Source organism: Xanthomonas sp. NCPPB 2250 (assembly GCF_056725265.1).
Window position 1 is genome coordinate 4,327,898 of sequence record NZ_CM161520.1, and the last position, 14,990, is coordinate 4,342,887.

Consider the following 14,990-nt stretch of genomic DNA (forward strand, 5'->3'; position numbering starts at 1 on the left):
CGCCGGCGCTGTGCTCAGCGCGCGGCCGGTGCCGGCGCCGTCCATTGCGCGAACACCGCATCGAGTTGCGCATCGCTGACCGGCTTGCCCTGCTGCACCGCCTCGGCCTGGCCGAACAGCGGCACGATGATCGCCATGCCGTCGACCTTGGTCTTCAGCTGCACGCCCGGCGGCTTGCCGAGCAGGCCGTCCCAGCGCGCGCGCACCCTGGCCCAGTAGCCCTGGGTGGCCTTCCAGTAGGCGTAGGCCGGGGCGAAGTCGACGGCCGTGGTCTTGACGTAGTCGTTGAAGCCGAACTCGCGGGCGATGGCCTGCTGACTGCCATCGGGCTTGCGCAGCACCTTGGTGTTGAACTGCTCGTGGGTCCAGCCGGCCGGGGTCAGCGTGTGCCGGTTGATCACCGCCAGCGCGTTGTAGTCGCTGCGCTTGGTGTACTCGCGGCGCGGCAACGGGCGCCAGCTCAGGTCGCTGGTCCATGTCGGATGGCCATCGGCGTAGTCCCAGCGCCCGGTGCCGCAATAGCGCGGCGCGTCGCTGACCTCGTACACGCACTGGGTCCAGGCGCCACGGGTGGTCGCGGCGTCGAGCGGGCGCACCTGCCAGGTCTGGTCGGCGCTGAACTCGAAGCGCTGCGGCGCCTCGTAGATCCAGTCCTGGCGCCAGTGCTTGGTCACGTGGCCGCTCTTGGGCTCCACCAGCAGATGCTGCAGCACCACCTTGCGCGGACTGTCCTCGACCACGATCACCACTTCGTCGCCACCGCTGCGCATCGGTGCGGCGCGCACGTAGCCGGGTTGCAGCAGCACGGTCTCGTCGAAGGCGAACGCCACCGTGTACTCGCCCTGCATCGCCAGGATGCTGGCGCGGTCGCGTGCCGGATCGGCGGTTTCGGCATGGACGGGAAGGCTGCCGGCAAGCAGCAGGGCGCAGAACAGGGGCGAGGCTTTCATCATCGAGAGGTGTATAGGTAGTGACGGGAAACGAGGAGACGCCATCGACCGCTCACAACCGCAGCAGCGGCCACGGCCGGTCGGGATCGGGGCGCGGCGCAGGGCGTCCGGCGCGGGCGCAACAGCAGTCGTCGACCAGCACATCGCCCTCGGCCGCCTCCAGGCGCGCGATGCGGCGGGCGATGCTGGCACCGAGCGGCGACACGCCGGCGACGCTGGCCGCCAGCACGCCATCGGCCGCGTGCAGGCGCAGCGCCCGCGCATGCCAGCCATCGCCGCGCAGGCGGCCGGCAACGCGCCGCCACAGCCGTTCGGCGACGCCGCCATCGGCGGCATCCTGCGCCGCGGGCAACGCCGACAGCAGCATGTCCCAGGCGACGAAATCGCTGTCGGGCAGCAGGTACAGGCGCCAGCAGCATTGGTGTTGGCGGTCGTAGAAGCGCAGGCTCTCCAGCACGCCATCGCTGTCCACGTCCAGGTGCGCGGCCACGCTGCAGGCGTGGCGCCAGCCGATCAGTTCGGCGCCGGTGTGGGCGCGGTACAGGCACAACACCGTGCCCAGTGCGGCCAGCTGCGCCGGGCGCGGCAGCGGCGCGGCGATCCGCTCCGGGCCGGTACGCGCTGGCGCGGCCGTGCGCATGTGCGGCTACCAGTCCAGCGCCAGGCTGACCGAGACGTTGCGCCCTGCGCCGGTGTAGCGGTCGAGCACGCTGCTGCTGGCCAAGGTCGCGCCTGGCAGCATGTTCCAGTCGATGTAGCGGCGGTCGGCCAGGTTGAACACGCCCACGTCGAGCCGCGCACCTTCGGTGAAGTGCCAGTGCGCGAGCAAGTCCAGCGTCGCGTAGCCGGCCGGCGTGTAGTAGGTCGGCAGTTCCGGCCGGCGCTTCTTCGCCACCGCGGTAGCGACCAGTTGCGCGCCCCAGGTGCTGCGGTCGTAGCCCAGGCCGAGCACGCCGCGCAGCGGATCCACCGAATTGAGCGGCGTGCCGTCGGTGCGGTTGTCGCCGCGCGCATAGGCCGCGCTGGCCTGCAGCGACCAGCCGCTCCAGCGCGCATCGAGTGCGCCGAAGTCGATGCCGGCCTTGGCCTCCACGCCGCGGATGGTCACCCGATCGACGTTGCGCGATTGATACAGCATCAGGCCGTCGGCGTTGAAGCCGACGAAGCGGTAGGACTCGATGAAATCGCGGTAGGCGTTGCGGTAGGCGCTCAGGCCGACGTAGACGGCCGGACCGGCGTAGCGCACGCCCAACTCCGCGCCGCGGCTGGTCTCCGGCTTCAGGTCGGGATTGGCGATCGCGGTGTAGCCGATCAGCAGGTTGGTGAAGCCGATATTGACGTCGTTGTACGGAGGCGCGCGAAAGCCGTGCGCATAGTTGGCGTACAGCGACCAGGCGTCGTCCAGGCGCCAGATCGCGCCGAGCTTGGGCGAGACGTTGCGGTCACTGATCTTCTTCGCTGCCACGCCGGGATTGTCGGTGGCGAAGATCGCATCGACCTGCGGCGACAGCCGGTAGTAGTCGGCACGCAGCGCCGGGGTCAGGCTGAAGCGGCCATCGGCCAGCGCGATCTCGTCCTGCAGGTAGGCGCCGGCCTTGAGCGTCTCGGTGATCGGGAAGTCGCGGACCGGGAAGGTCTCCATGCCCACGGTCTTGCTGATCGCGCCGGTGCGCAGGTTCAGCGTGTGGCCGTCGCGCTTTTCGTGGGTGTCGGTGTGCGACAGATCGATGCCGTAGCTGATGTCGTGCACGACGCGCCCCTGATCGACCCGCTTGTGCAGATTCGCCTGCAGCCCGTACAGGCGCTGGTCGAAGTCGTGCTCCATGTGCCGCTGCGTGCCGTTGCTGCGGCGTTCGTCGGTGCGCTGCAGGCTCTGGCTGTCCTGGCGGTACAGCTGCCACTGCAGGTCGTCGGCGAGCAGCGTGTCGAGCTGGTCTGCCGCGTGTCCCAGCGACACGCGGGCGCGGGTCTGATGGTCGCGGCCGCGCTGCGAGAGGATGCTGGCGGTGACGTTGCTCAGCGCATCGATGCGCGAGTAGTCCTCGTTGCCTTCCACGGTCAGCGTCCAGCGCTGGTTGGCGCTGGGCGCGTAGACCAGCTTGCTGAGCAGGCTGCGGCCGTCGCTGCTGAGCGGATTGGGCGCGGTGCGGGCGGCGCCGATGCTGCGGTTGTCGCCCTGGGTTTCGCTTTCCTGGCCCTGGCGATGGCTGACCGCGGCCATGCCGCTCCAGCGCTCGCCGCCGAAGGCGACCAGCGCGCCGGCGAACAGTCCCTTCCACTCGCTCTCGTAGCCGAACTTCAGGCCCACGTAGCTGTCCTTGCCCGGCGCCAGGTAGTCGGCCGGATCCTTGGTGACGTAGGCGACCACGCCACCGAGCGCATCCGAACCGTACAGCGCGCTGGCCGGGCCGCGCACGATCTCCACGCGCTTGAGCGTGTCCATGTCGACGAAGTTGCGGTTGGCGTTGAGGTAGCTGCCGAAGCTGAAGGTGTCCGAGACCGGGATGCCATCGGTCTGGATCAGCACGCGGTTGCCGTCGAGACCGCGGATACGGATGCCACCGATGCCGCTGAAGCGGCCGCTGTTGCCGGTGGCGGACACGCCGGGCGTGTAGCGCAGCAGATCCTTCAGGTCATGAACCAACGTGCGGTCCATCTGTTCGCGATCGATCACGTCGACGCTGCCGGGCACGTCGACGATGGCGCGCTGGGTGCGTGTGGCGGTGACCTGCAGGCGATCGAAATCGCGGGTGGCGGCCGCCGCACTGGCGGCGTCGTCAGCGTCGGAGGCAGAGGCGGGTGCGGGAGCGGCATGCGCGCAGGCGGCCAGGGCCAGCCACAGCGCGCCGGTGAGCGGGGCGGTACGGAACATGGGGAGCATCGGTGGTCGCGTAAGACCCTCGACCGGCACGGCGCGGGGTCCGCGCCTGGCCGAGGGGGAGAGAAGGATCGCGACTGCGAGGCGGCCGCGGCCGGCGCGCAGGGGCGTCGGCCAGGTGGCGGCAGATCGAGCGGGGAGACCGGCCGCGCGCGGCGGCCGGAGGGCATTACTTGGTCAGGATCAGCTTGTCGTTGCTGGTGTGGCGCAGACGATAGACGCGGTCGCCGTGCTGGATCAGCACTTCGCGGCGGCCCTTGAGCAGCGCCTGGCTGCTGATGGTTTCTTCGGCCGGCACGGCGCGCGGCACGGTGCGCTCGCGCAGGCTCAGGGTCTCGGGGTGACGCAACAGCACGGGTTGAGCGGTCATGGTCGAACTCCATCCACGGGGTGCATCGAGATGATAATGATTCTCAATACTTAGTCAAGACCCATTCTCGCCCGATTCGATTCGCAATCCCGAATCGAAAATCCGACCACGAAAGATTCCAAAGATCGTTGCGCACCACCACCCTCGCCGCCGCGCCGCCGCTGCACTGCGGCGGCGCAAGCGCCTGCCGTCGTCAGCGGACCGCGGCGTCGACCCGCTCCCACCACGTCGCGTCGTCGCGCGCGGCCAGCTCCAGCGCGTCCAGGTTCTCCAGCAGCTGCGACACCCGGCTGGCACCGAGGATCACGGTGGAGACGTGCGGGTTGCGCAGGCACCAGGCGATCGCCAGCGACGCCGGCGCCACGCCCTCGGCCGCGGCCAGCGCGGTGAAGGCGCGCGCGCGCTCGATGCGGCGCTGCGCCGGCGGCCCGATCACTTCCTGCTGCAGCCAGGCGTTGCGCTCCTGGCCCAGCCGCGAGGCCGGATCGATGCCGTCGTTGTACTTGCCGGTGAGCAGGCCCGAGGCCAGCGGCGACCAGATGGTGGTGCCCAGGCCGAGTTCGGCGTACAGCGGCGCGTACTCCTGCTCCACGCGCGCGCGGTGCAGCAGGTTGTATTGCGGCTGTTCCATCGACGGCCCGTGCAGGCCCAGCGCGCGCGCCACCTGCGCCGCCTCGAGGATGCGCTCGGCCGGCCACTCGGAGGTGCCCCAGTACAGCACCTTGCCCTGGCGGATCAGCGCGTCCATCGCGCGCACGGTTTCCTCCACCGGCGTGTCCGGATCGGGGCGGTGGCAGTAGTACAGATCCAGATAGTCCACCCGCAAGCGCTTGAGCGCGGCATGGCAGGCGTCGGTGACGTGCTTGCGCGACAGCCCGCGCTGGGTCGGGCGCGGCGATTCCACGGCGCCGAAGTAGACCTTGCTGGACACGCAGAAGCCGTCGCGCGGCAGCCGCAGGTCGGCGATCACGTCGCCCATCACCTGCTCGGCGCGGCCGTGCGCATAGACCTCGGCGTTGTCGAAGAAATTGATGCCGTGGTCCCAGGCGGCGGCGATCAGGTTGCGCGCTTCGTCGCGGCCGGTCTGCCCGCCGAAGTTGATCCAGGCGCCGAACGACAGCGCCGACAGTTGCAGCCCGGTGGCACCGAGGCGACGGTATTGCATGGCAACTCCTCCTGCTGAACAAACCCGCGGCACGGCCGGGGTGGCCGCACAGTGTAGCGGCGCCGCCGCAAGGCCTGTCGGCATCGCCGCACCTGCGGCAGCGGGGCGCCCCGCTCTTCCGTATCCCCAATCCCCACTCCCGAATCCCCGACTGAACACCGCTCGCCTTGCCGGCCGTCACCCCCTGCACTAGGCTTCCCGTCTTTGGTCGGGGACCGGGGACGCAGATGGTCGAGGGATTGGGAAGGATCGGCTTCGGCCTGTTCGGTTTGGCGGTGTTGATCGGGATCACCTGGCTGTTCTCCAACAACCGCCGGGCGGTGGACTGGAAGCTGGTCGCGACCGGCCTGGTCCTGCAGATCGGGTTCGCCTCGCTGGTGCTGCTGGTCCCCGGCGGCCGCGAGGTGTTCGACTGGCTCGGCCAGGTGTTCGTGAAGGTGCTGAGCTTCGTCAACGAAGGCTCCAGCTTCATCTTCGGCAGCCTGCTCGACACCAAGACCTACGGCTTCATCTTCGCCTTCCAGGTGCTGCCGACCATCATCTTCTTCTCCGCGCTGATGGGCGTGCTGTACCACCTGGGGGTGATGCAGGCGGTGGTGCGGGTGATGGCCTGGGCGATCACCAAGGTGATGCGCGTGTCCGGCGCCGAGACCACCAGCGTCTGCGCCAGCGTGTTCATCGGCCAGACCGAGGCGCCGCTGACGGTGCGCCCGTACATCCCGCGCATGACCGAGTCCGAGCTGCTGACGATGATGATCGGCGGCATGGCGCACATCGCCGGCGGCGTGCTGGCGGCCTACGTGGGCATGCTCGGCGGCGGCGACCCGGCGCAGCAGGCGTTCTACGCCAAGCATCTGCTGGCGGCCAGCATCATGGCCGCGCCGGCGACGCTGGTGGTGGCCAAGCTGCTGATCCCGGAAACCGGCACGCCGCTGACCCGAGGCACGGTCAAGATGGAAGTGGAGAAGACCACCAGCAACGTGATCGACGCCGCCGCCGCCGGCGCCGGCGACGGCCTGCGCCTGGCGCTGAACATCGGCGCGATGCTGCTGGCGTTCATCGCCCTGATCGCGCTGGTCAACGCACCGCTGACCTGGCTCGGCGACGTCACCGGCCTGGCCGGCGCCATCGGCCGCCCGACCAACCTGTCCACCATCTTCGGCTACGTGCTGGCGCCGGTGGCCTGGGTGATCGGCACGCCGTGGCCGGATGCGACCACGGTCGGTTCGCTGATCGGCCAGAAGGTGGTCATCAACGAGTTCGTCGCGTATACCGAGCTGTCGCGTATCGTCCAGGGCCAGGTGCCGGGCGTGAGCCTGAGCGCGGAAGGCCGGCTGGTCGCCACCTACGCGCTGTGCGGCTTCGCCAACTTCAGCTCGATCGCGATCCAGATCGGCGGCATCGGCGGCCTGGCCCCCGAGCGCCGGCACGACCTGGCCCGCTTCGGCCTGCGTGCGGTGCTGGGCGGCTCGATCGCCACCTTCATGACCGCGACCATCGCCGGGGTGCTGTCGCACTTCGCCTGATCCGGTCGCGGCATCCGCCGCACCCGTCTTTCTTTTTTCCAGTTCCAGTCGAGAAGCAGTACATGCCTATGAGTTCGGTCATCGTCGTCGGTTCGTTCAATGTCGACCATGTGTGGCGTTGCGAGAATCTGCCCGCACCGGGGGCGACCATCGCCGGCCGCTACAGCACCGGCCCCGGCGGCAAGGGCTTCAACCAGGCGGTGGCGGCGGCACGCGCCGGCGCGCGGACCAGCTTCGTCTGCGCGCTCGGCGACGACGCCGGCGGCGCGATGGCGCGCGGCCTGGCCGCGCAGGACGGCATCGCCCTGGTCGCCGAGGCCAGCACCGAGCCGACCGGCACCGGCGGCATCTACGTCGACGGCCACGGCCGCAACACCATCGTCATCGGTGCCGGCGCCAACGCCGCGCTGAGCCTGGACTTCGTGCAGGCGCAGCGTCCGCTGCTGAGTTCGGCGCGGGTGCTGCTGGCGCAACTGGAATCGCCGATCGAGACCATCGAGGGCACCCTGGCGCTGGCCCGCGAGGCCGGCCTGACCACGGTGCTCAACGCCGCCCCGGCCAACGCGCAGACCAGCATCGGCCTGCTCAAGCTGGCCGACGTGCTGACCCCCAACGAAACCGAGTTCGCCGCCCTGCTCGCCCGCCATGTCGGCGTGCGCGTGGACGCCGACGACGTCGCCGCCACCGATGGCGGCAGCCTGCACGCGCTGTGCCGCAAGCTGCTGCCGGGCGGCACCGTGGTGGTGACGCTGGGCGCGGTCGGTGCGTTCATCTCGCACCCCGAGGAGCGCCTGCTCGGCGACACCCAGCCCTACTACCGGATCGGCGCCGAAACCGCACATACCGTGGACACCACCGGTGCCGGCGACGCCTTCAACGGCGCCCTGGTGGCGTCGCTGGCGCAGTCGCCGAACGCCGCGTTCGCCACCCACGTGCGCTTCGCCAACCACTATGCGGCGCGCTCCACCGAGGCCGAAGGCGCGGCGGCGTCGATGCCGCGGCTGACCCCGGACGCCGGCTGAGTCTGTGCGCGGCGGTGCGAACCGCCGCGTTTGCTGCGTTCCCCGACGACACTCCGCCGGCCGCCGTGCCGGCCGCATTCCGACAAGGCGTTCCCGATGCCCCGCTCGTCCCTGTTGCCGTTCGGCGCGCTGTGCGCGTTGCTGCTCCCGCTGTCCGCCGCCGCCGCACCGCGCTGCGACTGGAACAGCCTGGCCGCCGATGCCGACCGCGCCGCGGTGACCGTGTCCGCCGAGCGCCTGCAACAGGTCATCGCACCGCATTACGACGATGCCGAGCAGGAAGCAGGCGCCGCGCTGGCGCGCAGCCTGCTGCAGCGCGCACGGACGCCGCAGCAGCCCGGCAAGCTGGAAGGCCGCTGGAAGCTGCGCTCGATCCAGGTCGACCCACGCTTCGCCTATGCGTACCCGTTCTTCAAGGCCGAGATCCGCCGCGATCCCTGCGGCTACCACCTGAGCAAGACCAGCGGCTCGCAGCGCCGCAGCGGCACGCTGTATCCGCTGTCCGCCGGCAGCCATGAGCTGGCCTTCCTCGGCGCCAGCACGGTGAACAGCGAGCCGGAAGCGGCCTACGCGCCCGGCCATGTTTCCGACGGCACGCACGGCAACAGCGTCGGCCGCCTGGTCGCGCTGGGTCCGGACGAACTGCTGCTGATCCTGGACGGCAAGGACAACGGCTTCGAGCTGTACCAGCTGATCCGCTGACGGCCGCGCGGGACCGTGCGGAGCCTCCCGCCACGGGCGCCGGCGCCGCCCGGCCCGCCAGCGCATGCGCCCCGCTACACTACGCGCATGCGTATCGGCCCCTACACGATCGAACCGAAGGTGATCCTGGCACCGATGGCCGGGGTCACCGACAAGCCGTTCCGGCTGCTGTGCAAGCGGCTGGGCGCCGGCCTGGCCGTGTCGGAAATGACCATCTCCGATCCGCGCTTCTGGCAGACCCGCAAGTCGCTGCAGCGCATGGACCACGCCGGCGAGCCGGACCCGGTCAGCGTGCAGATCGCCGGCACCGAACCGCAGCAGCTGGCCGAGGCCGCTCGCTACAACGCCGACCACGGCGCGCAGCTGATCGACATCAACATGGGCTGCCCGGCGAAGAAGGTGTGCAACGCCTGGGCCGGCTCGGCGCTGATGCGCGACGAGGCGCTGGTGGCGCGCATCCTCAGCGCGGTGGTGAAGGCCTCGCCGGTGCCGGTGACGCTGAAGATCCGCACCGGCTGGGACTGCGACCACCGCAACGGCCCGGTCATCGCGCGCATCGCCGAGGACTGCGGCATCGCCGCGCTGGCGGTGCACGGGCGCACCCGCGACCAGCATTACAGCGGCCAGGCGGAGTACGCGACCATCGCCCAGATCAAGGCGATGCTGCGCATTCCGGTGATCGCCAACGGCGACATCGATTCGCCGCAGAAGGCCGCGCAGGTGCTGGCCGCGACCGGCGCCGATGCGGTGATGGTCGGGCGCGCGGCGCAGGGCCGGCCGTGGATCTTCGGCGAGATCGCGCACTACCTGGCCACCGGCGAACTGCAGCCGGCGCCGTCGCTGACGTTCGTCCGCGACACCCTGCTCGGCCACCTGCAGGCGCTGCACGCGTTCTACGGCGAGGCGCAGGGCGTGCGCATCGCGCGCAAGCACCTGGGCTGGTATGCCAAGGATCAACCCGAGAACGCCGCGTTCCGTGCCGTGGTCAACCGCGCCGAGAGCGCCCAGGCGCAACTGGCGCTGACCGCCGAGTACTTCGATGCGCTGATCGCCGGCGTGCCGCCGGCCTTGTCCGCCGCCGCCTGACGTCCTCTTCTCCCTGGAGCACCGCCATGGGCACGTCTCCCGAAACTCCGACCTATCTGCACGGCTATTCCGACACCGAACAGGCACGCCTGCTGAAACAGGCCCGGCTGCTCGAAGCCACCCTGTTCAACCAGATCGACTACACCGGCGCGCGGCGCCTGCTGGAAGTGGGCAGCGGCGTCGGCGCCCAGACCGAAGTCTTGTTGCGACGCTTCCCGGAGCTGCACGTCACCGGCATCGACCTGAGCGAGGCGCAACTGCAGGCCGCGCGCGACAACCTGCAGCGCATGCCCTGGTGCCAGGACCGCTACACGCTGCAGCAGGCCGACGCCGGCGACCTGCCGTTCCAGCCGCGCAGCTTCGATGCGGCGTTCCTGTGCTGGGTGCTGGAGCACGTGCCGTCGCCGGCGCGGGTGCTCAGCGAAGTGCGGCGGGTGCTGGCACCGGGGTCGCCGGTGTACGTGACCGAGGTGATGAACGCCTCGTTCCTGCTGCATCCGTACTCGCCGAACGTGTGGCGCTACTGGATGGCGTTCAACGACTTCCAGTACGACCACGGCGGCGACCCGTTCGTCGGCGCCAAGCTCGGCAACCTGCTGCTGGCCGGCGGTTATCGCGACGTCAGCACCGAGATCAAGACGCTGCACCTGGACAACCGCGAGCCGGCGCGGCGCAAGACCATGATCGGGTTCTGGGAGGAACTGTTGCTGTCTGCGGCCGAACGGCTGCTGCAGGCCGGCGCGGTGGATGAGGAGACCGTGGCCGGCATGCGCCGGGAAATGGCCCAGGTGCAGAGCGACCCGGACGCGGTGTTCTTCTATTCGTTCGTGCAGGCGCACGCGACGGTGTATTGAGTTGCTTTCATGGCGCTCACCGCGTCGCTGGCGCTTGCGCGCGCACCGGCGCGGACGATGCCGGCTCGGTCCAGATCCACTGCCACATGCGCTCCAGCGCTGTACCGATCTGCCCGACCTACCGGCGCCCTGTACGCCGCCTGCAGTTGCTGCGGCGGAATCGCCTCCCAGCCATCGCCCTGCTGTCGCACAGCGAAGTTGAAGTCGTAGCGCGACACTATTTTGCTGGCGCGGAGAAAAGCTTGCCTCAGACCCCTCCAGAAGCACAGGTCGGCGCCGCGCCTGCACGCCAGGCACAGTGGCGACACGCCCGCATTCTCCGCGTGCCTAATGAAGCAAGGCGTCCCATCGGGAACGCCTTTGTCGATGTCAGCCGCACTGCCTGAAGCAAGATGATGCGGCAGATTCTAGTCTGCGTAGAGCGGGAAATATCCCAGCACAGCGAGTGTGCTAAAGCTTGCATAGGAAGCGGCAGACGCAAATGCGGGGTCGCTCGTTGCGATATAGCCTCCCGCATCAGCCGCTGCGACCATCGCCCAGCCCAGATGGGGAGGCGCCGCCTGTCTCGATGTGGTGCCGGCCGCAAGTTTGAACCAGTAGCGTGCGGAGTGTCTGAGCACGCTCAGCCCGCCCAGTACCAGCGCACCGTTCTTCGACGTGGGATCGAGCCGTGCGATGGCTTCCCGTTCCAGTTCCTCGAATTGCACCGCCGCCGCATCCAGGCCGCCGGCGTTCTGCACGATCTGGTCCATGCGCACGATGAACGAGAATTCGTAGGCACTCAGCTGTTGGCGCAGCCCGGCCAGGTTCTCGGTCATCGGCCGGGCCGGATCGATGGCATCGATCATGGGCTTGCGCGTGGCGATGAAGCGCTCCCGCGGCATGCCGGGGTTGTAGCCGCACTTCTCGACCAGCACGGCCAGGGCCTCGTCGGGCGAGGCGTTGGTGTCCATCAGGCAGCCCAGGTACATGTTGTGCTGGATGCCCGCTTGGTCCATCGGGTTCTCGGCCGCCAGCACAGGGGCGGCGCCGACGGCACTGCCGACCAGGAGGGTGGCGATTGCGATAAAGAGTTTTTTCGTCATGCGTGTTCCCATGCAATGGATGGAGGGTGGCCCAGGTCTCCCGACGTTCCTGCGGAGGATCCAGGCAAGGCGATCACCACCGCACCGGCACACGGCGCGATGCGACCGTTTCAGGCTAGGCAGATCTGCGGCGACGCACGAGGACGAAACCGGGTCGCGACGGGAACGAACCGGGTCGAATGGGCGAATCGATGGCGCCGTCACCGCATCGCAAACGCGACGCTGGCTTGCGGCGGACACTCCATGATCGAGGAATCAATGCCTTGCGCCGATTCGTTCCCGATCCATCGCCGCGGATGCACTGGAATCGCGGCGTCGCTACAACGCGGCTGTTGCGCGCCTTGTGGTTAGGAAGCTCACTTACTCACCAGCGTCGCGCCGTCCATGCCGTCGTCGTCGCGGCCCTTCGAGCTTGCCGTTAGCCGTCCACAGCCGAGACACCCCACCCTGCCACCGGACTGCTGCCTGGAGCAGGATCACAAGCCGGAGGTGGTGACAACGTTCGATTTCAACCGGGAATCACCGCGGCAGCTGACGGCCACGTGCGGGGCAGCCGAGCACGAGAAGTATGCGCGTAAGTCGTGGCAGCCAATGCCGCTTCGTGCGACCTGGCGCCGGCAATGAAGGCGCCACGCTCCATTGCGCCACGCTCAACCCGCCGCGGCAGGCACCTGCGCGCTCACCGGCGCGGGCGATGCCGGCTCGGTCCAGATCCGTTGCCACATCCGCGCCAGCGCTGCACCAATCTGCCCACGTGCCACCGGCGCCCGGTACGCCGCCTGCAGCTGCCGCGGCGGCATCGCCGCCCAGCCGTCGCCCTGCTGTCGCGCCACCGCGAAATTGAAGTTGTAGTCCGGCTCCAGGCCCATGCGCAGGTCGCTGAGCACCAGTTCGCCGTCCTTGACCTGCGCGCGCATGAAGCCGCGGTTGAACCACGTCAGGCGCTGCACCGCCGGCAGCGCGCGCACCTGCGCCAGCGCCTGGGTGTTGGAAGGATAGCCCTGGAAGCGCATCGGCCCGTGGTCGGCGACCAGCGAGCGTTCGCCGATCACATAGCCGCTCGGGGTCATCGCCACCACCCGCCACAGCAGCGTGTTGAACGGCATCGGCACCGAGAAGCGCGGCGCCTGCGCCAGTCCCATCGCCGCCAGCGCGCGGTCGGCCTCGCGGTCGACCAGCTGCTTGGCCAGCAGCGACCAGCCCAGGTAGGTAGTGCTCAACAGCAGTCCGACCAGCAACGCCTGCTGCGCCACGCGCCGCGCGCGGGCGAACCAGGCGATGGCGCAGGCCAGCAGCAGCCACAGCGTGTAGGCAGGATCGATGATGAACACGCTCGACCACATCGTCGGCGATGGCCGCAGCGGCCACCACAGCTGCGTGCCGTAGACGGTGAACGCATCCAGCAGCGGGTGGGTGATCAGCGCCAGCTGGATCGCCCAGAACCAGCGCCGCGGCGCTTCGGCCACGCGTCCATGACCGAAGCGCCGGAACAGCCACCAGATCAGCCAGCCGAACAACGGCAGCACGAACAGCGAATGGCTGACGCTGCGATGCACCGTCATCAACGTGACGGGATCGCGGGTCAGCGGCAGAAGGATCAGCGAATCGAGGTCGGGCACGGTGCCGAGTGCGGCACCGGCGAGCAGTGCCGCGCGCCGATGCGCAGCTGGCGCGATGGCGGCGGCAATGGCACCGCCGAGGACGATCTGAGTAAGGGAATCCATCGGCCGATGCTAGCAGCGATGCGGGGATGGGTGCGTGGCCGTGGCAGTGGCGAAAGACCGTCGACGCCGCGCCTTGACGAACGGACTGGCGAACACGCTTTGCCTGCCTGCCACATAGAACAGGCAAGGCGCCCCACCGGGGACGCCTGCCCTTACTCCATGCGCCGTTTGATCAGCCGCTCACTTGAACCATCCGTGGACAACGTTGGAAACGGTTGCCGCCACGCCGATGTTGCTTGAGAGCGCATAGCCGACCACGTCCGAGCCGATGGTGGCAAACCACTTCCAGAAGCCCTTCTTCGAAGTAGCTCCGCCAGCCGCGGACTCCCCATGCTCGGCCGCATACTTGGACCAGTACTGCGTGGAGTGCCTGGCCACGCTAAGCGCGCCCAGGACAAGCGCGCCATTCTTCGACTTGGGGTCGAGCCGCGCGATGCCTTCCCGCTCCAGTTCCTCGAACTGCAACGCCGCCGCGTCGAAGTCTTCGGCGTTTTGCACGATCTGGTCCATCCGCTCGATGAACGAGTATTCGTAGGCACTCAGCTGCTGGCGCAGCCCGGCCAGGTTTTCGGTCATCGGCCGGGTCGGGTCGACCGCGTCGACGATGGGCTGCTGCGTGGCGACGAATCGTTCCAGCGGCACGCCGGGGGCATAGCCGCACTTCTTGACCAGCAGGGTCAGCGCGTCTTCGGCCGTGGCATTCAGGTCCATCAGGCAGCCCAGGTACATGTTGTGCTGGATGCCGGCCTGGTCCACCGGGTTTTCCGCCGCCAGCGCAGGGGCGCCGACGACACTGCCCGCCAGCAGAGCGGTTGCGACAAGGAGCTTCTTCTTCATGATGAGCGTTCTCTCGCGATATGGAAGGGATTGGAGATGGCTGGGGTTGCGTGCATCGCCCCCGGGGGATGTGGCCACCGCCGCATCGGCACTCGGTGCGATCCGGCGATTTCAGGCTAGGCAGGCCGCCGCCGCGGCACGAGGGCAAACCCGGGTCGCCACGGGAGCGAATCGGGTCGAATTGCCGGGGCCACGGCGCAGGCACGGCGGGCCGCGGGCGCGCGAGCCGGCAGCGCGGCGCGACGCCACCATCGGAGAATCAAGGCCTTAGCCGGATTTGTTCCCGGTCTATACCCGCGGATGCGCTGGCATCGGCCGCAGCCCAGCTCGTAGGCTGCGGGCTCTTCTTCTGCGCATTGCGAGGTTCCGATGCCCACCCACCGTTCCCTCTTCCATGCCGCCCTCGTCGCGGTGCTGCTTGCCCTACCCCTGGCCGCCCACGCCCACGACACCCTGCCGCCGGACTGGTGTCTAGAGGAGAGCCAGGAACCGGAAGTGGTGGTGAAATTCGATTTCGACGGCGAGCAATTGCGGCAGACGATGGACAAGTGCGGCGTGGTCGATAGCCACGAGCCGTACACCAATACGCTGAACACCATCGCCGCCTATTGCGAGGTGGTGGCGCCGTCGCGCTCGGCCAAGCCCATCGTGCTCGGCCCGACGACCTTCCTGTCACGGGACCACCACAGCGCCTACCGCATGGAGCAAGGCTTGAAGGGCGCCTGTGTGGTCTGCCCGGCCAAGCGCGGGCGCTGACGCACCATGCAGGCGCGCGCTCGCCTCAGGGCGGC

Annotated in this window: 14 protein-coding genes; 6 read left to right on the plus strand and 8 right to left on the minus strand. The window is 69.1% G+C overall.

Annotation, left to right across the window (positions count from 1 at the left end):
- Window positions 1–14: 14 nt before the first annotated feature.
- The 5 genes from AC1PMG_RS17635 to AC1PMG_RS17655 all read right to left on the minus strand — a co-directional run bounded on the left by AC1PMG_RS17635 (window position 15) and on the right by AC1PMG_RS17655 (window position 5,363).
- Entirely contained in the window at window positions 15–953 is a 939-nt protein-coding gene (locus tag AC1PMG_RS17635; protein ID WP_481109706.1) for a DUF6607 family protein, read from the minus strand.
- A gap of 49 nt (window positions 954–1,002) precedes the next feature.
- Entirely contained in the window at window positions 1,003–1,590 is a 588-nt protein-coding gene (locus tag AC1PMG_RS17640; RefSeq protein ID WP_267093524.1) for a Hemin transport protein, read from the minus strand.
- Between the two features lie 6 nt (window positions 1,591–1,596).
- A complete protein-coding gene (locus AC1PMG_RS17645) occupies window positions 1,597–3,822 on the minus strand; it encodes a TonB-dependent hemoglobin/transferrin/lactoferrin family receptor (protein WP_481109707.1) in 2,226 nt (741 codons plus the stop codon).
- Window positions 3,823–3,997: 175 nt separating this feature from the next.
- A complete protein-coding gene (gene hemP, locus AC1PMG_RS17650) occupies window positions 3,998–4,198 on the minus strand; it encodes a hemin uptake protein HemP (protein ID WP_017907561.1) in 201 nt (66 codons plus the stop codon).
- Window positions 4,199–4,391: 193 nt separating this feature from the next.
- A complete protein-coding gene (locus AC1PMG_RS17655; RefSeq protein ID WP_481109708.1) occupies window positions 4,392–5,363 on the minus strand; it encodes an aldo/keto reductase in 972 nt (323 codons plus the stop codon).
- Window positions 5,364–5,590: 227 nt separating this feature from the next.
- On the opposite strand from AC1PMG_RS17655, the gene AC1PMG_RS17660 reads away from it, so the two are divergent.
- The 5 genes from AC1PMG_RS17660 (at window position 5,591) to AC1PMG_RS17680 (ending at window position 10,553) form a co-directional block, all read left to right on the plus strand.
- The gene (locus AC1PMG_RS17660) at window positions 5,591–6,889 is read left to right on the plus strand and encodes a NupC/NupG family nucleoside CNT transporter (RefSeq protein WP_209030631.1); all 1,299 of its coding nucleotides are present in this window, start codon (window positions 5,591–5,593) and stop codon (window positions 6,887–6,889) included.
- A 68-nt stretch (window positions 6,890–6,957) separates the two neighbouring features.
- Entirely contained in the window at window positions 6,958–7,911 is a 954-nt protein-coding gene (locus AC1PMG_RS17665; RefSeq protein WP_481109709.1) for a ribokinase, read from the plus strand.
- 96 nt (window positions 7,912–8,007) lie between these two features.
- Complete coding sequence (locus tag AC1PMG_RS17670; protein ID WP_481109710.1) at window positions 8,008–8,613, plus strand: DUF4893 domain-containing protein; 606 nt, start codon at window positions 8,008–8,010, stop codon at window positions 8,611–8,613.
- Between the two features lie 87 nt (window positions 8,614–8,700).
- The gene (gene dusB / locus AC1PMG_RS17675; protein WP_481109711.1) at window positions 8,701–9,699 is read left to right on the plus strand and encodes a tRNA dihydrouridine synthase DusB; all 999 of its coding nucleotides are present in this window, start codon (window positions 8,701–8,703) and stop codon (window positions 9,697–9,699) included.
- 26 nt (window positions 9,700–9,725) lie between these two features.
- On the plus strand, window positions 9,726–10,553 hold the full coding sequence (locus AC1PMG_RS17680; RefSeq protein ID WP_152180365.1) for a class I SAM-dependent methyltransferase: 828 nt from the start codon (window positions 9,726–9,728) through the stop codon (window positions 10,551–10,553).
- 407 nt (window positions 10,554–10,960) lie between these two features.
- Here the strand turns inward: AC1PMG_RS17680 and AC1PMG_RS17685 are convergent, their stop codons facing one another.
- From AC1PMG_RS17685 to AC1PMG_RS17695, 3 genes are all read right to left on the minus strand, one after another.
- Window positions 10,961–11,638 carry a hypothetical protein gene (locus AC1PMG_RS17685; protein ID WP_342073098.1) on the minus strand — a complete coding sequence of 226 codons (678 nt, stop codon included), beginning with the start codon at window positions 11,636–11,638 and terminating at the stop codon, window positions 10,961–10,963.
- 650 nt (window positions 11,639–12,288) lie between these two features.
- Complete coding sequence (locus AC1PMG_RS17690; protein ID WP_481109712.1) at window positions 12,289–13,362, minus strand: metal-dependent hydrolase; 1,074 nt, start codon at window positions 13,360–13,362, stop codon at window positions 12,289–12,291.
- A gap of 180 nt (window positions 13,363–13,542) precedes the next feature.
- Window positions 13,543–14,199, minus strand: a complete 657-nt coding sequence (locus tag AC1PMG_RS17695) for a hypothetical protein (protein WP_342073096.1) — start codon at window positions 14,197–14,199, stop codon at window positions 13,543–13,545.
- A gap of 369 nt (window positions 14,200–14,568) precedes the next feature.
- Here AC1PMG_RS17695 and AC1PMG_RS17700 point away from each other — a divergent pair, with 369 nt between their 5' ends.
- Entirely contained in the window at window positions 14,569–14,955 is a 387-nt protein-coding gene (locus AC1PMG_RS17700) for a hypothetical protein (protein ID WP_342073095.1), read from the plus strand.
- Window positions 14,956–14,990: the final 35 nt, after the last annotated feature.